The organism is Pseudomonas sp. MF09156, from assembly GCF_059862305.1.
In genome coordinates, this window is record NZ_JCBCUR010000006.1 from 101,770 (window position 1) to 121,342 (window position 19,573).

12 protein-coding genes are annotated in these 19,573 nt (G+C 63.1%); 6 read left to right on the forward strand and 6 right to left on the reverse strand.

The annotated features are described in order from the left end of the window. Nucleotides 1–58 precede the first annotated feature (58 nt). A complete protein-coding gene (locus AC19YY_RS16115; RefSeq protein ID WP_169952765.1) occupies nucleotides 59–1,447 on the forward strand; it encodes a class II fumarate hydratase in 1,389 nt (462 codons plus the stop codon). Between the two features lie 105 nt (nucleotides 1,448–1,552). Here AC19YY_RS16115 and AC19YY_RS16120 read toward each other — a convergent pair whose 3' ends face one another. The 4 genes from AC19YY_RS16120 to AC19YY_RS16135 all read right to left on the reverse strand — a co-directional run bounded on the left by AC19YY_RS16120 (nucleotide 1,553) and on the right by AC19YY_RS16135 (nucleotide 10,468). Beyond that, nucleotides 1,553–2,515, reverse strand: a complete 963-nt coding sequence (locus AC19YY_RS16120; RefSeq protein ID WP_170042771.1) for a DMT family transporter — start codon at nucleotides 2,513–2,515, stop codon at nucleotides 1,553–1,555. Nucleotides 2,516–2,783: 268 nt separating this feature from the next. Beyond that, nucleotides 2,784–3,968 (reverse strand): thiolase family protein, encoded by a 1,185-nt coding sequence (locus tag AC19YY_RS16125; RefSeq protein WP_169952767.1) that lies wholly within the window; start codon nucleotides 3,966–3,968, stop codon nucleotides 2,784–2,786. Between the two features lie 101 nt (nucleotides 3,969–4,069). Next, nucleotides 4,070–5,587 carry a polyphosphate:AMP phosphotransferase gene (gene pap / locus AC19YY_RS16130; protein WP_500604515.1) on the reverse strand — a complete coding sequence of 506 codons (1,518 nt, stop codon included), beginning with the start codon at nucleotides 5,585–5,587 and terminating at the stop codon, nucleotides 4,070–4,072. Between the two features lie 90 nt (nucleotides 5,588–5,677). Continuing rightward, entirely contained in the window at nucleotides 5,678–10,468 is a 4,791-nt protein-coding gene (locus tag AC19YY_RS16135) for an NEL-type E3 ubiquitin ligase domain-containing protein (RefSeq protein ID WP_500604516.1), read from the reverse strand. A gap of 194 nt (nucleotides 10,469–10,662) precedes the next feature. Here AC19YY_RS16135 and mnmC point away from each other — a divergent pair, with 194 nt between their 5' ends. The 5 genes from mnmC (at nucleotide 10,663) to AC19YY_RS16160 (ending at nucleotide 18,333) form a co-directional block, all read left to right on the forward strand. Beyond that, nucleotides 10,663–12,660 (forward strand): bifunctional tRNA (5-methylaminomethyl-2-thiouridine)(34)-methyltransferase MnmC2/FAD-dependent 5-carboxymethylaminomethyl-2-thiouridine(34) oxidoreductase MnmC1, encoded by a 1,998-nt coding sequence (gene mnmC, locus AC19YY_RS16140; protein ID WP_172314012.1) that lies wholly within the window; start codon nucleotides 10,663–10,665, stop codon nucleotides 12,658–12,660. 509 nt (nucleotides 12,661–13,169) lie between these two features. Further along, nucleotides 13,170–14,942 (forward strand): N-acetylglutaminylglutamine amidotransferase, encoded by a 1,773-nt coding sequence (locus AC19YY_RS16145; protein ID WP_169952772.1) that lies wholly within the window; start codon nucleotides 13,170–13,172, stop codon nucleotides 14,940–14,942. 3 nt (nucleotides 14,943–14,945) lie between these two features. Next, on the forward strand, nucleotides 14,946–16,691 hold the full coding sequence (ngg, locus tag AC19YY_RS16150) for an N-acetylglutaminylglutamine synthetase (protein WP_500604517.1): 1,746 nt from the start codon (nucleotides 14,946–14,948) through the stop codon (nucleotides 16,689–16,691). A 170-nt stretch (nucleotides 16,692–16,861) separates the two neighbouring features. Then, entirely contained in the window at nucleotides 16,862–18,046 is a 1,185-nt protein-coding gene (locus AC19YY_RS16155) for an osmoprotectant NAGGN system M42 family peptidase (protein WP_115127811.1), read from the forward strand. Nucleotides 18,047–18,105: 59 nt separating this feature from the next. After that, a complete protein-coding gene (locus tag AC19YY_RS16160; RefSeq protein ID WP_003192759.1) occupies nucleotides 18,106–18,333 on the forward strand; it encodes a YheU family protein in 228 nt (75 codons plus the stop codon). Here the strand turns inward: AC19YY_RS16160 and csrA are convergent. Together csrA and AC19YY_RS16170 are read right to left on the reverse strand one after the other, a co-directional pair. After that, nucleotides 18,330–18,524 carry a carbon storage regulator CsrA gene (gene csrA, locus AC19YY_RS16165; RefSeq protein ID WP_500604518.1) on the reverse strand — a complete coding sequence of 65 codons (195 nt, stop codon included), beginning with the start codon at nucleotides 18,522–18,524 and terminating at the stop codon, nucleotides 18,330–18,332. The genes AC19YY_RS16160 and csrA overlap by 4 nt on opposite strands. 174 nt (nucleotides 18,525–18,698) lie before the next feature. Then, on the reverse strand, nucleotides 18,699–19,514 hold the full coding sequence (locus AC19YY_RS16170) for an SDR family oxidoreductase (RefSeq protein ID WP_169952778.1): 816 nt from the start codon (nucleotides 19,512–19,514) through the stop codon (nucleotides 18,699–18,701). Between the last annotated feature and the right edge of the window lie 59 nt (nucleotides 19,515–19,573).

The following is a 19,573-nucleotide window of genomic DNA, read 5'->3' on the forward strand; positions in this document are numbered from 1 at the left end:
CCCAAACGTGCCGCCAGGGCCTAAACTGCGCAAACCGACTACAAGGAGAGTCCCTGCGATGAGCCGTATCGAAACCGACAGCCTGGGCGAAGTACAAGTCCCGGATGACGCTTACTGGGGCGCACAGACCCAGCGTTCACTGGTCAATTTCGCCATCGGCGAGCAACGCATGCCACTGGCGGTACTCCACGCCCTGGTCCTGATCAAGAAAGCTGCAGCGCGGGTCAACGACCGCAACGGCGACCTGCCCGCCGACATCGCCCGGCTGATCGAACAGGCTGCTGATGAAGTGCTCGACGGCAAGCATGATGACCAGTTCCCGCTGGTGGTCTGGCAGACCGGCAGTGGCACCCAGAGCAACATGAACGCCAACGAAGTGATCGCCGGCCGTGCCAACGAGCTGTCGGGCAAGGCCCGTGGCGGCAAGAGCCCGGTGCACCCCAACGATCACGTCAACCGTTCCCAGAGCTCCAACGATTGCTTCCCCACCGCCATGAGCATCGCCACCGTGCAGGCGGTGCACGAGCAATTGCTGCCGGCGCTGCGTGAGCTGTCCGGCGGGCTGGCGGAGTTGTCGGCGCGCCATATGAAGCTGGTCAAGACCGGCCGCACCCATATGATGGATGCCACGCCCATCACCTTTGGCCAGGAGGTCTCGGCGTTTATCGCGCAACTGGATTATGCCGAGCGCGCCATTCGCAGCGCCCTGCCCGCCGTCTACGAACTGGCCCAGGGCGGCACGGCGGTCGGCACCGGCCTGAACTCGCCCCATGGCTTTGGCGAGGCGATTGCCGCAGAAATCGCCGCGTTGTCCGGGTTGCCGTTTGTCACCGCGCCCAACAAGTTCGCCGCACTGTCGGGCCATGAGCCGCTGACCACCCTGTCTGGCGCCCTGAAGACCCTGGCCGTGGCCTTGATGAAAATCGCCAACGACCTGCGCCTGCTGGGCTCGGGCCCACGTGCGGGGCTGGCCGAAGTGCGCTTGCCGGCCAATGAGCCGGGCAGCTCGATCATGCCCGGCAAGGTCAACCCGACCCAGTGCGAAGCGCTGTCGATGCTGGCCTGCCAGGTGCTGGGCAACGACGTGACCATCGGCATTGCCGCCAGCCAAGGGCATTTGCAGTTGAACGTGTACAAGCCGGTGATTATCCACAACCTGCTGGAGTCGATCCGTTTGCTGGCCGACGGCTGCCGCAACTTCCAGGAGCATTGCATCGCCGGCCTTGAGCCCGACGCCGAGCAAATGGCCGCGCACCTGGAGCGTGGCTTGATGCTGGTGACGGCGTTGAACCCGCATATCGGCTATGACAAGTCGGCGCAGATTGCCAAGAAGGCCTATACCGAAGGGCTGACACTGCGCGAAGCCGCGCTGGAGCTGGGCTACCTCACCGATGCCGAGTTCGACCAGTGGGTACGCCCGGAAAACATGCTCGAAGCCGGGCACTGATCCCCTCTCCTGTAGGAGCCGGCTTGCCGGCGAAAAACGTCAACGATAACGCGGGGTGATTGATGCCCCGCGTTGCCCTTGGGTTTTTCGCCGGCAAGCCGGCTCCTACAGAGGTTGTATCAACCTTGCGCGCCGGGCCTTGAGCCCGGCGATCAAGGACGGCGCCAACGCCACCGACGCCGATCCCAGCACCACCAGCACCGCACCGCCGTAACCCAGGCCGTTGATCTGCTCGGCATGCACATAGTCGGGCCACAACCACGCCGCGATCGCCACAGCGACAAAAGTCACCAACGGGGTGATCGCCAGGGTCGCACTGACCCGCGACGCCTCCCAATGGGCCAGGGCCTCGGCAAATGCGCCATAGGCAATCAGCGTATTGAAGCAGCACGCCAGCAACAGCCAGCCTTGCAATGGGCTCAGTTGCAGCGCCTCCATGGGATGCACCCACGGCAACAGGAGAAACGCGCAACACAGGTAAATCACCATCATCACCTGCAACGAATTCCACACCGTCAGCAACTGCTTCTGGCCCAGGGCGTAGAACACCCAGATGGTGGTCGCCAGCAGAATCGTCAGCACCCCGGCGGTGTAGGTGCCCAGGGACGTCAACAGCTCCGCCAGGCGCTGGTTGAAGAACAGCCCAAAGCCAATGATCAATACCAGCAAGCCAACGCCCTGCCCCAGGCTGAAACGCTCCTTGAACAGGAACACACTGGCAATCATCAAGAAGATCGGCCCCATCTGCACCACCAGTTGCGCCGTGCCGGGGCTCAACATCTTCAGCCCGACCAGGTAGAGCACGTAGTTGCCCACCAGGCCGCACACCGCCATCGCCACCAGCCAGCCACCGCGCTTGCCCAGGACTTTCGGGCTGGGCAGGCGCTTGACCGCGGCCAGGTAGACGAACAGGCAACTGCCGGACACCATCAGGCGAAACCAGGTCACGGTGATCGGGTCCATCACCTGCAGCACCTGTTTGAGCTTGATCGGCAAAATGCCCCAGAGCAGCGCGGTCAGCAGGGTCAGGGATAAGCCGTAGACCCAGCGGCCGGAAGAGATGTGCATGAGTGCCCCAAGAGCCAGAGGTAGAGGAACCCGCATTCTAGGAGGATGTGGGTAAACCTTGGCGAAGTTTTTTATCAGGCACACCACAAACCAACTGTGGGAGCGGGCTTGTCGGATCGCCGTATCGCCGCGAAGACGTCGGCCCAGTAAACATTGATGTTGACTGACCCACTGCTTTCGCGAGCAAGCCCGCTCCCACAGGGGATCTGCGCTTAACTGACTGGCATTAAGGCAAGCCCCCCACATTTGATCTGCGGTGTTTAATAGATCAGCGCACGGCCTCGAACAACCCGGTCGCCCCCATCCCGCCGCCGACGCACATGGTGACGATGCCATAGCGCAAATTGCGCCGTTGCAGCTCCCGTACCAGATGCCCCACCTGCCGCGAGCCGGTCATGCCGAACGGATGGCCGATGGAGATCGAGCCGCCGTTGACGTTGTACCGGGCATTGTCGATCTCCAGGCGATTGCGCGCATACAGGCACTGCGAAGCAAACGCCTCGTTGAGTTCCCACAGGTCGATGTCCGCCACTTGCAGGCCACGGGCCTTGAGCAATTTGGGCACCGAGAACACCGGGCCGATGCCCATCTCGTCCGGCTCACAACCGGCAACGGTAAAGCCACGGAAAAACGCCTTGGGCTTGAGCCCCAGTTCCAGGGCTTTTTCCAGGCTCATCACCAGGGTCATCGATGCGCCATCGGACAATTGCGACGAGTTTCCCGCTGTCACCGAGCCGTCCTCGGCAAACACTGGCTTGAGCCCGCTCAGGCTGGCCAGGGTGGTGTCCGGGCGGTTGCAGTCGTCGCGGTCGACCACGCCATCGAGAATCTGCACCTGGCCGGTGTTCTTATCCTCGACCTTGTACTTGACCGCCATGGCCACGATTTCATCGTCAAACAACCCGTCGGCCTGGGCCTGGGCGGTGCGTTGCTGGCTTTGCAAGGCGTACAGGTCCTGCTCCTCGCGGCTGACGTTATAGCGGCGGGCGACAATCTCGGCGGTCTGGCCCATGGGGAAATAGATGCCCGGCACCTGCTCCTTGAGCAAAGGGTTGATCAGGTTGTCGGTATTCACGCTCTTCATCGTCAGGCTGATGGACTCGACGCCACCGGCGACAATGATGTCGCTGCACCCCGAGGCAATCTGGTTGGCCGCAATGGCAATCGCCTGTAGCCCTGAGGAGCAGAAACGGTTGAGGGTCATGCCGGCGGTGCCGGTGCCCAGGCGCGACAGCACCGCCACGTTGCGACCGATGTTGTAGCCCTGGGCGCCTTCGTTGGAGCCGGCACCGACAATGCAATCCTCGACACTGGCCGGGTCGATGCCGCTGCGGCTCAGCAGCGCATTGACGCAATGCGCGGCCATGTCATCGGGGCGGGTCTGGTTGAACTTGCCGCGAAAGGACTTGGCCAGGCCGGTTCGCACGCTGTCGACGATCACTACTTCACGCATGGGCTACCTCAATCTTGTCGTTGTTGGGAGACAGATCGAGGATAGATCCAGCGCCGGGTGATCGCGACGATCATTCACCTGGCGTATGCAAAAGCATGGCGCTATTTGTGCTTCTTCTTTTTGTCGTGCTTGTCGGACTTGGCGAACGCCTCTTCCAGCGCCAGGTTGATGGTGCGCAACACCTTGACCCGCGCCCAGCGCTTGTCATTGGCTTCCACCAGGGTCCAGGGCGCGATCTCGGTGCTGGTGCGATCCACCATGTCGCCCACCGCCGCCCGGTAGGCATCCCACTTGTCGCGGTTGCGCCAGTCGTCTTCGGTGATCTTGAAGCGTTTGAACGGAATTTCTTCCCGGGCCTGGAAGCGCTCCAGCTGGGTCTGTTTATCGATGGCCAGCCAGAACTTGACCACGATCACCCCGGAATCGCGCAGTTGCTCCTCGAAATCGTTGATCTCGGCGTAGGCGCGCATCCAGTCGGCCGTGGTGCAAAAGCCTTCGATGCGCTCTACCAGCACGCGGCCGTACCAGGAGCGGTCGAACACCGTGAACATGCCCCGCGCCGGGATCTGCCGCCAGAAGCGCCACAGGTATGGCTGGGCGCGTTCGTCTTCAGTGGGCGCGGCAATCGGCACGATGCGGTACTGGCGTGGGTCCAGCGCCGCCGCGACCCGGCGGATCGCCCCGCCCTTGCCCGCCGCGTCGTTCCCTTCAAAAACCGTGACCAGCGCGTGCTTGCGCATGCGCTTGTCACGCATCAGGCCCGAGAGCCGCGCCTGTTCGGTAATCAGTTGCTCTTCGTAGTCGTCCTTTTCCAGGCGCTGGGTCATGTCCAGGCTGTCGAGCAGGCTCATCTGGTCCACCGACGACGGCAATGGCGCCGGCTGGATCCCGCTGGCCCTGGCCTTGGGCACCTTGAGGGCATTTTGCAGGCCCTCCAGGAGGATCTTGCCCACGGTCAGGCCGCGGTAATTGGCGTCCACGCCTTCGATCACATGCCAGGGCGCATAGTCACGGCTGGTGCGGCGCAGCACGCGCTCACCGAAATGCACGAACTTGTCGTAGGTCTCGGACTGCTGCCAGTCCAGCGGGCTGATGCGCCAGCTGTGCAGCGGGTCGTCCTGCAGGGCCTTGAGCCGCGCCTTCATTTGTTTCTTGGACAGGTGGAACCAGAACTTGAAGATCAGCGCCCCTTCATCGCAGAGCATCTGCTCCAGGCGTTCGGCCCCGGCAATGGCCTGGTCCAGGCGCGCATCCTTGATCTGGCCGTGGACCCGCCCCTGCAACATCTGGCTGTACCAGTTGCCGAAAAACACCCCCATGCGCCCCTTGGCCGGCAATTGCCGCCAGTAGCGCCAGGCCGGCGGGCGGGCCAGTTCTTCGTCGGTCTGCTGGTCGAAGGTGCGCACCTCGATCAGGCGCGGGTCCATCCACTCATTGAGCAGCTTGACGGTTTCACCCTTGCCGGCGCCCTCGATGCCATTGATCAGCACGATGACCGGGAAGCGCCCCTGCTGGTGCAACTCGAACTGCGCCTCCAGCAAAGCTTCCCGCAAGGCCGGGACTTCAGCGTCGTAAGTGTCCTTATCGACGGCGTGACCGATTTCGGCAGATTCAAACATGGGCGACTCCCTTCCAAGATGGATCAAGACTAGCGGATTGGGCAGCGTGGCGGGCAAGGAATTCCAGGCCACTTGCCGTGGATCAATGGCTCAGCCCTCGGGCACATGGCAGATGCCCAGGTCCTGGTGTTTCAGCATCTGTAGGGTCAGGCGCTCTACCACCTCGGCGATGGCCTGCCGGCGAGGGGCCTGCAGGTCTTGCATTTGCCTGAGGTAGTCGCCGTCGGTGAGGCTCTGGCTGTTCTCGAAGAGCAGTTGCTGCTGTACATCAAAAGGTTCAGTCGCGGCCTGGAAGGTGCTGGGAAATTGCTGCTTGAGATGGGTTTTCCAGAACGACAGTTGCGTCAAAAACTGCAGGAGTGCAGGTGACAGCTCGGCCGTGCGCACCTGGGAATGGGCGAGTGCCAGCCCTTCGGGGGTCACATTGGCAATCGACACATACTGCGCGTATTTGGGTTGCCTCGGCAGCTCCAACTCCTTGGCCAACCCCATGCGAAACGCCAGGCTGACCTCCAGCGGATCCTCGCTGGCATGCTCGGCCGCATAGCCCAGGGCAATTTTTTCCAACTCGCCCAGGCGAAACAGGCGCCGGCCCAGGCTCAGGAATCCGCCGGGGCTGCCCTGCCTGCGTCCGGCCTGTAGCATCGCCTGCTCGACCTCCATCAAGACTTCGATCTGGCTGAAAATATCAGCGGCGCCATCGCCACAATTCACCGGATGCGCCGCCAGCTGAAACACCCGCTCGCGCAGCTCGATACTGTCATGGCTCGACTGCAAGACGTCCCACACCCGCCGGCTCAAATCCTCGCGCACGTGCCGGCTGTCAGCGGTCCTGGACAATTGCGCAAGCAACTCGAACAGCGGCGCGCAGTCCGGGTCATCGCGCAGGTTGGCCCAGATGCCGCGCTTGATCGCATTGCGATTGGCCACTTCATCCGGCAGCCACAACGCCCGGGCTTTCAACTCGGTGAAGCGCGATTGATCGTCATCGACATAGCCCATGCCAATACCCACCGCCTCGCGGTAGCGCGTGAGCGCCGTCACCGCCGAGGTGGACAACGGGTTGCCCGCCAGGTTGAGTGCCTGGCTGAAACTGCGGGTGGCGCTAAACAGCCATTCGGGCAGCAGGGTGATCCAGTTGTCGCGCAGGTCCACCTGGTCCAGATAGGCCAGGCGCCCGAGCCCGGAGGGCACGTCGACGATGCGGGTATCCTGTAGCAACAGCGTATGCAAGCCGCGCATGGCGCTGACATCCAGCTGCCCTTCCACCGGGTTGTGGCTCAGGTCCAACAGCTGCAACGTGCTCATATCGGCGAGCTTGCGCCGGGTGTATTCGGTCAACGCCAACTGATTGTGGGACAACGACAGGCTGCCCAGATCAGGCATGCGCGACAGATATTCCGGCAACCGGGTCAGGCGGTTACGGTCCAGGTCCAGGCGGCGCAGCCCCTTGAAGCACTTGAGGAAATAAGCCACGTCATCACCCAGGCGCATATTGCGCAGTGACAGGCGCTGCACATGGTCGAAGCGAATTTCAGGCGGCAGGTTCGGCAACGAGCCCACGCGCATCCCGTCCAGGGACAGGCCAGCAACGGGCAGCTCGCGCTCATTGGGCATAAAGCTCTGCTGGCGCCAGCAGGCCTCGATACGCTCGGCCACTTGCTGGCGGCTCTGGCGGATGTTCCTCAGGCCCGGTTGCTGCTCCAAGCCGCCGATGTCGTTTTTCCAGTGTTTGAGTACCACACGCAGGCGCCCAAGCTCGGCGCGCAGACGCTCTACCGCATGGGCACGAGCAAGTTCGTCGGCCCCCAGGCCCTGCAGCAACGCAGAGGCTTGAGCCTGCGTGAACAGCGGATAAAGCCACTGCAACTTGCGCACCAGGGGCGAGTTTTGGGTAAAAGAGCCGGTGGGTGAATCCGCCACACGGCAAGGTGCTTGCACTGCCTGGGGCTCCAGTGCCCCATCGGAAAACGCCTCGGCGGCGCGATCACGCTCACTCTGGGCACTGGCGGCAATCAAGCGGCGCAACCGCCATCCATGCTCGGCCTGCGCCTGGGGCCTGCCCAGAGTGCTTGCGTCTTCAATGGCCTCAAATAGCCCGTCCACTCCGGAACGCACACTACCCAGGCTCAGGCCACTGGCATCGAACGCCTGGAACCCTGCAGCCGTACGCACCACCACCAGCCGCACACTGGCACCTTCGACGGCGCCCACGGCCAGTAACGCCCCCTGGGGTGAATCTGCGCGCATCTCCAGGTGCAGCCGGGGATCCCAACCCTCGATGCGCGGCAGCGTGCGCACCGCCACGCACTGGGTGTCGAGGCCGGCCAATTCCGGCTGTTCGAAACCGGCCAAGGCGCGATCCAGGCGTTGTTCGGCCAGCGCAGCACGCACCGCCTCTGCCAGGCCCATGGGCACTCGCTGCTGCTCGCGCAGCAACTCGAGCTCCACCGACGAGGCGCGCGCCATCAACTCGCGCATCACCCTGGACGGCAATTGCGCATAGGTGCTGCGCAGTACCGCCCACTCCTCGGGCACTGGCCCGTCATAGGCCTGGTACATCTGCTCAAACAGCGGCTTGCGATCCGCCTTGAGGTGCGCCAGTAAGCGCCGCGCCAACACCCCATGTTGCTGGTCGGCAGCAACGTCCTCCCCCAACAGGGCGAGTTTTTGCGATTCGTCGAGCTCCGACAGCAGCACATCAAACACTTGCCCTTCAGCCACTGCGTGCTGCGTGATTGGCAGCCTATGAGTGCCACTAGCGGGGTAACGCGCCGTCACCGCACCCTGCGCATCCACCACCTCGAAATAGCGTCCCTCGGGCCAACCCGGCAACAGCGCCAAGGCCTGCATCTGCGCGGTCGCGTGTTCAGCATTGAGGTACACACCACGCTCCAGCAGCCAGATCAGGTCGCGAATCGATTGCTCCACCCGGAACCGCTCATACACATCACGAAAGCGCGCGGGAAAGGGCAAGCACTCGCGAGCCAGGTGGTACGCCCAGGGGGGCTGCATATCCAGGATGTCGCTGACCAGGCGCAGCTTGCGCGAATCCAGGTGGGGGTGACGACTGCCGGGCTCCAGGCGCGAGAACAGGTAATCCTGGTCCTCCCAGCGTTCAGGCTGTTCGAATGCAAAGCGCCAGGCGCCCTCGCCGTTGTGCAGGAGCGCAGGGCGATAGGCATCCTGGCGTGTCGGATGGAGGGCGTGCCATTGGCCCAGCTTGGCGTCAAAGGCAATCCGATGAACGAAACCGACCACTTTGACGTAGCAATGGCCGCCAATCCGGTAGATGCCTTCTGCGTCCGCCATCACGTTCTCGGGCAACTGCTGACGGTGCGCGTACCGGGCAATATCGGGCCGCCAGAGCCGCAGATGTCCATCGGTCGAGCGCACCGCTTCCAGCTCCGCAAAAAAGCGCCCCATGCTCAACTGCGCACGCTTCAACACGTTGCCCACCACTTTGGCGCCGGCTGCGAACACCACCATCGAGGTGATACTTTGCGCCACCGCGCCCAGTTGCCTGAGCGCCTCGCCCTTGTCCCCCCGCCGCCAGTCCTCGATGCCGTCATACACCTCGCCGAGCAGTTGCCCCACCGCCACGCCCGTCATCAGCAGGGCCAAGGCCGGGACGACAAAACCGGCGAGGTTGAGCAAGGTCAATCCAGCCTCCAGATACTCCATCAGGCGCTGCTTGCGCACCTCTTCGTCCACGTCCGCCACGGGCACCGCCAGCGTGCGCGCATCGATCTGCAGCTTGCCCACGTAAGTACTGAAAAAGTGCCTGGCCAGGCTCACCATGACGGGCCGGGCCTCCAGCACGCCAAGGCTGCGGTGCTCGTCGAATCGCGAGAAAAACCCAACCCGGTCAACCTCTCCCAGGTAGCCGGTAAAGAAGCGCCGATAGCTGCTCACTTCCAGCTTCAGTTCCAGGTAAACCTTGAAGTCGTTGAGGGATGGGTACTCGAAAAACGGCCGCTGCGGTTCATTGGGCATGTAGACCACACAAGGCTGCTGGGGGTATTCGCCAATCGGGCGGGCCGAAAACACCAGCACGCTCCACAGGCAGCAATCGCGTGCATTGAGGCCTTGCCAGAGCACGGGGCGCCCCTGGTACAGCTGGCTCTTCGCCGCGGCCGGGCTGAGGTCCTGCTCCAGCAATGCGCACAACATGGCGTAGGTTTCGCGGCTGATATCGCCGCGCATCAGGGCGATATGGGCATCGATCTTTACGTCCAGGGTTTTCATCCGGCCGATCGACAGCGCCACGTCACTGGCAACGCCCTCGTCGCGATCGAGGTGGAACACCTCATTGATGTGCTGCTGGTACCGACGCCCGAGGTCGAGCGCCCGGCAACCTTCGGCAAACTCATGGGGCGCAACGCCGATAACGCTGCGGTCTTGCGCTTGCAGCCGCGACTCGAGGGGATATCGCTCGGCAAGGGCCTCATCCGCCGAAAAGTTCTGCATGGCCCTATGCAACAGGCTCTGTTTTTCCAGGCGCACGGTGCGCTCATACTCGCGCGGCAACACATCTGCCTGATACTCGTAGAAGGCCCGGATAAACAGGTCCTTTTTTGGCTCCAGCGTGACCTGCCACTGCGCCTGGCCGTAGACCTGCAACTGCTCGCTGCAAAACTCGTCCAGACTGCGCAATGCCTGCAAGTGCTGCGTGACGCCAGCCTTGGCCTCTTCAACATACGCCGCGTCCCGCTCCAGCGCCTCCAGCAACCCTGGCGGGGAATTGATCATCCAGCCCGGCAGGCGCTGTTGCAGGACCTGGGCCTTGGCCAGGTCGCCAGTCATCTCCAGCAAGGCAGCTTGCAACTGCTGCCGGGTCAATTGAGTGAATGTGTGGGTCAAATCAGCCTGTGCGTGCATGCGCAATGTTCCTTATTGCCATGGATCAAAACACCACGATACCCGCTGCGCCATGCTCGATTAACGCTGATTCCTGATCGCTGGCGCGCCATTGCAGAGGTTTTTTGCATGGATCAAATAGCCGGCTAACACCCGCGCCAACCCTGGCCCCCGTGATCGACTAGAATGGCCGCCTTGCCTTTGCCGAGTTGCCCATGAACCCCGTACAGCCCAATGCCCAGCTCGACTGGGACGACCAGGGACGCCCGCGCTCGCGGGTGTTCGACGACGTGTATTTTTCCGACCAGTCGGGCCTGGAAGAAACCCGCTACGTGTTCCTTGAACAGAACCGCCTGCAAGAGCGCTTTGCCGCGCTGCCGGTGGGTGGGCGCCTGGTGATCGGGGAAACGGGGTTTGGCACCGGGTTGAATTTTCTGTGTGCCTGGCAACTGTTTGCACAGCACGCGACGCCGGGGGCGCGCCTGCATTTTGTCAGTGTGGAAAAGTACCCGCTGAGCCACGCCGACCTGCAACGCGCCCTCGCCCTCTGGCCAGAGCTCAAACCGTTGGCCGAGCAATTGCTGGCGCAGTACATCGCCATCCACCCGGGTTTCCAGCGCCTGGTCCTGGATAACGGGCGGGTGACGCTGACGCTGCTGATCGGCGATGCCCTGGAGCAACTGCCGCAGCTCGACGCCCAGATCGACGCCTGGTTCCTCGATGGTTTTGCCCCGGCGAAAAACCCCGAGATGTGGACCGCCGAGCTGTTCGCCGAACTGGCGCGCCTGGCTGCCCCCGGCTCGACCATCAGCACCTTCACCAGCACCGGCTGGGTGCGGCGCCTGCTCAATGGCGCCGGGTTCAAGATGAAACGCACGCCGGGCATCGGCCATAAGTGGGAAATCCTGCGCGGTGAGTTTCTTGGCTGGCCGGCCGACGCGGCGCCAGTTGCGGCGATCAAGCCGTGGTTCGCCAGGCCACCGGCCCCCAAAGGCGAACGACGGGCCCTGGTGATCGGCGGCGGCATGGCCGGTTGCGCCAGCGCGGCCAGCCTCGCCGCACGGGGCTGGCAAGTCAGCCTGCTGGAACGGCATGCCGGCCTGGCCCAAGAGGCCTCGGGCAATCCGCAAGGGGTGCTCTACCTCAAGCTGTCGGCCCATGGCACGGCCCTTTCGCAGATGATTGTCAGCGGGTTCGGGCATACCCGGCGCCTGCTGGAACACTTGCAACGGGGGGTGGATTGGGACGGTTGTGGCGTGCTGCAACTGGCGTTCAATGCCAAGGAGGCCGAACGCCAGGCGCAACTGGCCCAGGCATTTGCCCCTGACTTGCTGCACCTGCTGGACCGCGATCAGGCCCAGGCCCGCGCCGGGATTGGCCTGGAGCATGGCGGGCTGTTTTTCCCCGAGGGCGGCTGGGTGCATCCGCCGGCGTTGTGCCAGTGGCAGGCGAGTCAGCCCGGGATCACGGTGCATGTACATCATCAAGTGTTGGCGCTGCGCAAAGTCAACGATCAATGGCAGGCCTGGGACGGCGACCGGTTGCTGGCCAGCGCCCCCGTGGTGGTGCTGGCCGGGGCGGCCGAGGTCAAGCAGTTTGCCGCCAGCGCCGAGCTGCCCCTCAAGCGCATTCGCGGGCAGATCACCCGCTTGCCACAGACTGCCGCCAGCCAGGCGTTGGCAACCGTGGTCTGCGCCGAAGGCTATGTGGCACCGGCCCGCCTGGGCGAACATACCCTGGGCGCCAGCTTTGATTTCAAGAGCGATGACCTGACCCCCACCGTCGCCGAGCACGCGGGGAACCTGGAACTGTTGCAGGAAATCTCCCCCGACCTGGCCCAGCGCCTGCGCACCGCCACGCTCGACCCGCACACCCTGAAGGGCCGCGCGGCGTTTCGCTGCACCAGCCCGGACTATCTGCCGATTGTCGGGCCACTGGCCGATCCCCAAGCCTTCGCCCTGGCCTTTGCCGCCCTGCGCAAGGATGCCCGCCACACACCGGACACCGCCTGCCCATGGTTGGACGGCCTGTACGTCAACAGCGGCCACGGTTCACGGGGCCTGATCACCGCGCCGCTGTCGAGTGAACTGCTGGCGGCATGGCTGGACAACGAACCGCTGCCCCTGCCCCGCAGCGTGGCCGAGGCCTGTCATCCCAACCGTTTTGCGCTGCGGGCGTTGATTCGCAGCAACGTGGCAAAAACACCTGGCTAAGCTCGCGCCCGCCACTTTCGGCATACGCCTGCTCAATGGCCAGGAGCACCTGGGAATCGGCCTTGACCAGCCAGGTCGGCAGCCGGTCTTACAAGACCTGCGCCTTGTCCAGGTCACCGGTGAGATCCAGCCGCGTTGCCATCAATTCGTCCTGAGTCACAGGTTCGACAACCTGGCTCAAATGACCTGTTTGCGTGATTCACAACGTTCCTTCATTGCATTGTTCAATGACGCCAGACGATAAGCCCACGCTCGCCTTGAAAAGGTTCAAATAGCTGGGGAGTTGCCTGGCGAAACACCCCATTATTTGCATCTGAGCTCGACCTAATTACCCCCCGTTTCACCCACGCCCCGCAAGCCGCGGCGTGGCCCGCGACACAAGCAGGCCGTTTGCCATATAACTTATTGATCTAAAACTCCCCCTATAGCCACGGGTCAGTCCTTGGGTACCCGCCGTTTTGGCGCGTGCATGTTTGCCCCTCCCCAACGGAAAAACCGGTAAGGACTTTATGTGCGGATTAGCTGGAGAACTGCGTTTCGATCATCAACCTGCCGACCTGGCAGCGGTGGAACGAATCACCCATCACTTGGCGCCACGCGGACCTGACGCGTGGGGCTTCCATGCTCAAGGGCCAATTGCCCTAGGCCATCGTCGCCTGAAAATCATGGACCTGTCGGACGGCTCGGCCCAACCGATGGTCGACGCCCAACTGGGCCTGTCCCTGGCGTTCAATGGCGCGATCTACAACTTCCCGGAGTTGCGTACCGAGCTTGAAGCCCTGGGCTACGCCTTCTATTCGGGCGGTGACACCGAAGTGCTGCTCAAGGGCTATCACGCCTGGGGCGAAGCCTTGCTGCCCAAGCTCAATGGCATGTTTGCCTTTGCCATCTGGGAGCGCGACAGCCAGCGCCTGTTCATCGCCCGCGACCGCCTGGGCGTCAAGCCGTTGTACCTGTCGCGCACCGGCCAGCGCCTGCGCTTTGCCTCGGCATTGCCGGCGTTGCTCAAGGGCGGTGATATCAACCCGATCCTCGACCCGGTGGCGCTCAATCACTACCTGAATTTCCACGCCGTGGTGCCGGCACCGCGCACTTTGCTGGCGGGCATCGAAAAACTGCCGCCGGCCACCTGGATGCGTATCGAGGCCAACGGTGCCACCGAGCAGAAAACCTGGTGGACCCTGCCCTACGGCCCCCATGACGATGAAAAACACCTGACCCTGGAAGACTGGACCGACCGCGTGCTCGACAGCACCCGCGAAGCCGTGGCCATTCGCCAACGGGCGGCGGTGGATGTGGGCGTGTTGCTTTCAGGCGGTGTGGATTCGAGCCTGCTGGTGGGCCTGCTGCGTGAAGTCGGGGTGCAGGACCTGTCGACCTTCTCCATCGGTTTTGAAGATGCCGGCGGCGAGCGTGGCGATGAGTTCCAGTACTCTGACCTGATCGCCAAGCATTACGGCACCCGACACCACCAACTGCGCATCGCCGAAAGCGAGATCATCGAGCAGTTGCCGGCTGCGTTCCGTGCCATGAGCGAGCCAATGGTCAGCCATGACTGCATTGCCTTCTACCTGCTGTCGCGGGAAGTGGCCAAGCATTGCAAGGTGGTGCAAAGCGGCCAGGGCGCCGATGAACTGTTCGCCGGTTACCACTGGTACCCGCAGGTGGACGGCGCCAGCGACCCTTACGCGGCTTACCGCGAGGCCTTCTTCGACCGCAGCTACGACGACTACGCGGCCACCGTGGCCCCGCAATGGCTGACTGCCAATGACGCCGCCGGCGACTTCGTGCGCGAGCATTTCGCCCAACCTGGCGCCGAGGCGCCTGTGGATAAGGCCCTGCGCCTGGACAGCACGGTGATGCTGGTGGATGACCCGGTCAAGCGTGTGGATAACATGACCATGGCCTGGGGCCTGGAAGCGCGCACGCCGTTTCTCGACTACCGCCTGGTGGAGTTGTCGGCGCGGGTGCCGGGCCGATTCAAGCTGCCGGACGGCGGCAAGCAAGTGCTCAAGGAAGCCGCGCGCCGGGTCATCCCCAGCGCGGTGATCGACCGCAAGAAGGGCTACTTCCCGGTGCCCGGCCTCAAGCACTTGCAGGGCGATACCTTGAACTGGGTGCGTGACCTGCTGCTGGATCCGAGCCAGGACCGTGGCTTGTTCAACCCGGCGATGCTCGACCGCCTGCTCACCGACCCCCAAGGGCAACTGACGCCGCTGCGCGGCTCCAAGCTGTGGCAATTGGCAGCGCTGAACCTGTGGCTCAGCGAACAAGGAATCTGATTGATGAAACCTCACGCCACGGCCTACAGCCAACGCCTGCTGCGCGGCCAGGCGCCGTCCTACGAACGCCTGCAAGCGCGCCTGGCCGAAGACGGCAGCGAACCGAGCGCGCAACCGATTGCCGTGCATTGCGGGTGGGGCCGGCTGTTGATCGGCCATACCTTCCCCGACCCGGCGAGCCTGGCCCTGGAGCTGCTCAACGAGCAGCCGGGAGAACGGGATATCGCCCTGTATGTGGCCGCGCCCCAGCAGATCCTGGGGATCGATCCGCAACAGTTGTTCCTCGACCCCTCCGACACCTTGCGCCTGTGGTTCACCGACTACCGCCCGGCCACCCGGGTGTTTCGCGGCTTTCGCATTCGCCGCGTCCAGAGCGAAGCCGACTGGCAGGCGGTCAATCGCCTGTACCAGGGGCGCGGTATGTTGCCGGTGGATGCCAACCTGCTGACCCCGCGCCACCAGGGTGGCCCGGTGTACTGGCTGGCCGAGGATGAAGACAGCGGCGCAGTGATCGGCAGCGTCATGGGCCTCAATCATCAAAAGGCCTTCCATGATCCGGAAAGCGGCAGCAGCCTCTGGTGCCTGGCCGTGGACCCGCAATGCTCGCGGCCTGGCGTCGGCGAAGTGCTGGTGCGCCACCTGATCGAGCACTTTATGAGCCGCGGCCTGAGTTACCTGGACCTGTCGGTATTACACGACAATCGCCAGGCAAAAAGCCTGTACGCCAAGCTCGGCTTTCGTGCGCTCACCACGTTTGCCATCAAGCGCAAGAACGGCATCAACCAGCCGCTGTTCCTCGGGCCGGGGCCGCAGGCGGGGTTTAACCCCTATGCGCGCATCATTGTCGAAGAAGCGCACCGACGCGGGATTGATGTGCAGGTGGACGATGCCGCAGCCGGGTTGTTCACCCTCAGTCATGGCGGGCGCCGGGTGCGCTGCCGTGAGTCGTTGAGCGACCTGACCAGTGCGATCAGCATGACCCTGTGCCAGGACAAAAGCCTGACCCATAAAGTATTGAGCGCCGCCGGCTTGAAATTGCCAGCGCAACAACTGGCGGCCAGCGCCGACGATAACCTGGAGTTTCTCGACGAACACCAGCGCATCGTCGTCAAGCCCCTGGACGGTGAACAGGGCCAAGGCGTGGCCGTGGACTTGCAGACCATCGAAGAAGTGCAAGGCGCCATCGAGGCGGCGCGCCAGTTTGACTCGCGGGTATTGCTCGAGAGTTTCCACGAAGGCCTGGACCTGCGCATCCTGGTGATCGGCTTTGAAGTGGTGGCCGCCGCGATCCGCCGCCCGGCCCAGGTGATCGGTGACGGCAAGCATAGCGTCGGCGCCTTGATCGAGGCGCAAAGCCGCCGACGCCAGGCAGCCACCGATGGCGAAAGCCGGATCCCCCTGGACGACGAAACCCTGCGCACCTTAAAGGCAGCGGGTTACGACTACGACAGCATCCTGCCTGCGGGCGAAGTGCTGGCGGTGCGGCGTACCGCCAACCTGCACACCGGGGGTTGCCTGGAAGATGTCACGGCGACGCTGCATCCGACGCTGGTGGATGCAGCGGTGCGTGCGGCGCGCGCCCTGGATATTGCGGTGGTCGGCCTGGACCTTATGGTGCCGGCCGCTGACCAGCCGGAGTACGTATTTATCGAAGCCAACGAACGCGCAGGATTGGCCAACCATGAACCACAGCCCACGGCAGAACGGTTTGTGGATTTGTTGTTTCCCCACAGCCAAACCACGGCTTGAGACATGAGCTGTCTAGACGGGCCTCATCGCGGGCAAGCCCGCTCCCACAGGTTGATGTGTGAACACATTTAAAGGTGGGAGCTGGCTTGCCTGCGATGGGGCCGGCCGAGGCAACACATACCCAGCCCCTCATCGAAACCATCGATGCCCTCAATTCATCAGGAGTTTCCATGACCCGAACCATCCCCGAACCGGATCTCAACTACCTGCAGAAAGTGCTGCTGGAAATGCTCGCCATCCCCAGCCCCACCGGGTTTACCGACACCATCGTGCGCTACGTCGCCGAGCGCCTGGAAGAGCTGGGCATCCCCTTTGAGATGACCCGGCGCGGCACCATCCGCGCCACCCTCAAGGGCCAGAAAAACAGCCCGGACCGCGCGGTTTCCGCGCACCTGGACACCATCGGCGCCGCCGTGCGGGCGATCAAGGACAATGGCCGCCTGACCCTGGCCCCGGTGGGCTGCTGGTCCAGCCGTTTTGCCGAGGGCAGCCGCGTCAGCCTGTTCACCGACAATGGCGTGATCCGTGGCAGCGTCCTGCCACTGATGGCCTCCGGGCACGCGTTCAATACCGCAGTGGATGAAATGCCAATCAGTTGGGACCATATCGAACTGCGCCTGGACGCCTACTGCGCCACCCGCGCCGATTGCGATTCCCTGGGGATCAGCGTCGGTGATTTCGTGGCCTTCGACCCGCTGCCGGAATTTACCGAAAGCGGCCATATCAGCGCCCGCCACCTGGATGACAAAGCCGGCGTCGCAGCCTTGCTCGCGGCCCTCAAGGCCATCGTCGACAGTGGCGAACCGTTGCTGATCGACTGTCACCCGCTGTTCACCATCACCGAAGAAACCGGCAGTGGCGCGGCCGCCGCCTTACCCTGGGATGTCAGCGAATTCGTCGGCATCGACATTGCCCCGGTCGCCCCCGGCCAGCATTCCAGCGAGCATGCAGTAAGCGTGGCGATGCAGGACTCTGGCGGCCCCTACGACTATCACCTGTCCCGCCACTTGCTGCACCTGGCGGCGGAAAACGACCTGCCGGTACGCCGTGACCTGTTTCGCTATTACTTCAGCGACGCGCACTCGGCGGTCACCGCCGGCCACGATATCCGCACCGCGTTGCTGGCCTTTGGCTGCGATGCAACCCACGGCTACGAGCGCACCCATATCGACAGCCTCGCCGCCCTGAGCCGCCTGCTGGGCGCCTACATCCTCAGCCCGCCGGTATTTGCCAGCGATGCGCAACCGGCCCAGGGCTCCCTGGACCGCTTCAGTCATCAACTGGAACATGAAACACAAATGGAGAGCGACACCCGTGTGCCCTCGGTGGACAGCCTGGTCGGACAGAAATCCTGAGGCTGGCAACTATGATCCCGGCACAGTAGGATCGCCGGGATCCACCATTTGAGGCTTGTATGCTGATTCCCTACGATGCACTTGAAGTCGACACCCTGACCCGCCTCATCGAAGACTTCGTGACCCGCGACGGCACCGACAACGGCGACGACACGCCCCTGGAAACCCGCGTACTGCGGGTACGCCAGGCGTTGACCAAGGGCCAGGCGCTGATCGTTTTCGATCCGGAGAGTGAACAGTGCCAGTTGATGCTCAAGCACGACGTGCCCAAGCACCTGTTCGACTAAGGGTTGGCCACGGGCACCGGGTACCCCTGTAGGCTGCGGATCTTTTCGTAGACCTCCGCCCGATGCACATTGACCCCTGCCGGCGCTTCCACGCCGAGTTTCACCTGGAGGTTGTTGACCTCCAGGATCCGCAGGGTGATGTGATCGCCGATGGAAATGATTTCGCCTACCGCGCGGCTAAGTACCAGCATGGCGTTTGTCCTTTGGAAAGTTACCGGACCGCGACCATGCGCCCTCCCCTACGAGCCATCAATAACCTGCTAGATAAACAGATCCACCCTACAAACCATAGCTGCCTTTACTGACAGACGAATATCAAACAGCCCAATAAGTCCGCAAAAACATAAACCCATTGTTTATATCTTTCAGCCTTTGGCCGACTGCGCCTTGGCGCGCATTTTTTCCGACATGTTGGTCATTTCGTCATACAGCAACTGCGGATTTTTCTGCTTCAGTGCCCAGGCCATCCGCCCCTGTTCGTGAGGCAGGATCATGAATTCACCGACGGCCACACGCTGGTAGATGTAATCGGCAATGTCTGCTGCAGTGATGGGCGAACTTTCCAGCAATTTGCCGACCTGGGCCTTCATCGCCGGGGTCGGGCCGCGGAATGAGTCCAGCAGGTTGGTCTGGAAGAACGACGGGCACACCACATGCACCCCGACTTCCTGCTGCTTGAGTTCCACCAGCAGGCTTTCCGAGAGCGCCACCACACCGGCCTTGGCCACGTTGTAGTTGCTCATGGCCGGGCCTTGCATCAGGGCCGCCATGGAGGCGATGTTGATGATTCGGCCCTTGCTCTTTTCCAGCAGCGGCAGGAAGGCCTTGCAGCCCTTGACCACGCCCATCAGGTTGATTGCGATCTGCCAATCCCAATCCTCCAGGGACAGTTCGCTGAAGAACCCACCGGAGGCGACCCCGGCGTTGTTGACGATCACATCAATGCCGCCCAGCTTGACCTCACAGGCCTGGGCAAAGGCCGTGAGCTGGCTGTAGTCACGCACGTCACAGCGCTGGATAAACCCGTCGCCACCGGCCTGGCGCACCAGCGCGAGGGTTTCCTGCAAGCCCGGCTCGCTGACATCCGACAAGGCCAGTTGCCAGCCTTCGCGGGCCCAGCGCAGAGCGATTTCGCGACCCAGGCCGGATCCGGCGCCGGTGATCATCATGCGATTTTGCATAGGAAGTAGCCTTGTGGTTCAGGGAGGAAGTAAGCGCCAGTGTAGCGAAGGTTATTCAC

Bases quoted from the DNA above. Each gene is read 5' to 3' on its own strand.
- AC19YY_RS16115 (WP_169952765.1), top strand. From the start codon at position 59: ATGAGCCGTATCGAAACCGACAGCCTGGGCGAAGTACAAGTCCCGGAT.
- AC19YY_RS16120 (WP_170042771.1), bottom strand. From the start codon at position 2,515: ATGCACATCTCTTCCGGCCGCTGGGTCTACGGCTTATCCCTGACCCTG.
- AC19YY_RS16125 (WP_169952767.1), bottom strand. From the start codon at position 3,968: ATGCGTGAAGTAGTGATCGTCGACAGCGTGCGAACCGGCCTGGCCAAG.
- pap (WP_500604515.1), bottom strand. From the start codon at position 5,587: ATGTTTGAATCTGCCGAAATCGGTCACGCCGTCGATAAGGACACTTAC.
- AC19YY_RS16135 (WP_500604516.1), bottom strand. From the start codon at position 10,468: ATGCACGCACAGGCTGATTTGACCCACACATTCACTCAATTGACCCGG.
- mnmC (WP_172314012.1), top strand. From the start codon at position 10,663: ATGAACCCCGTACAGCCCAATGCCCAGCTCGACTGGGACGACCAGGGA.
- AC19YY_RS16145 (WP_169952772.1), top strand. From the start codon at position 13,170: ATGTGCGGATTAGCTGGAGAACTGCGTTTCGATCATCAACCTGCCGAC.
- ngg (WP_500604517.1), top strand. From the start codon at position 14,946: ATGAAACCTCACGCCACGGCCTACAGCCAACGCCTGCTGCGCGGCCAG.
- AC19YY_RS16155 (WP_115127811.1), top strand. From the start codon at position 16,862: ATGACCCGAACCATCCCCGAACCGGATCTCAACTACCTGCAGAAAGTG.
- AC19YY_RS16160 (WP_003192759.1), top strand. From the start codon at position 18,106: ATGCTGATTCCCTACGATGCACTTGAAGTCGACACCCTGACCCGCCTC.
- csrA (WP_500604518.1), bottom strand. From the start codon at position 18,524: ATGCTGGTACTTAGCCGCGCGGTAGGCGAAATCATTTCCATCGGCGAT.
- AC19YY_RS16170 (WP_169952778.1), bottom strand. From the start codon at position 19,514: ATGCAAAATCGCATGATGATCACCGGCGCCGGATCCGGCCTGGGTCGC.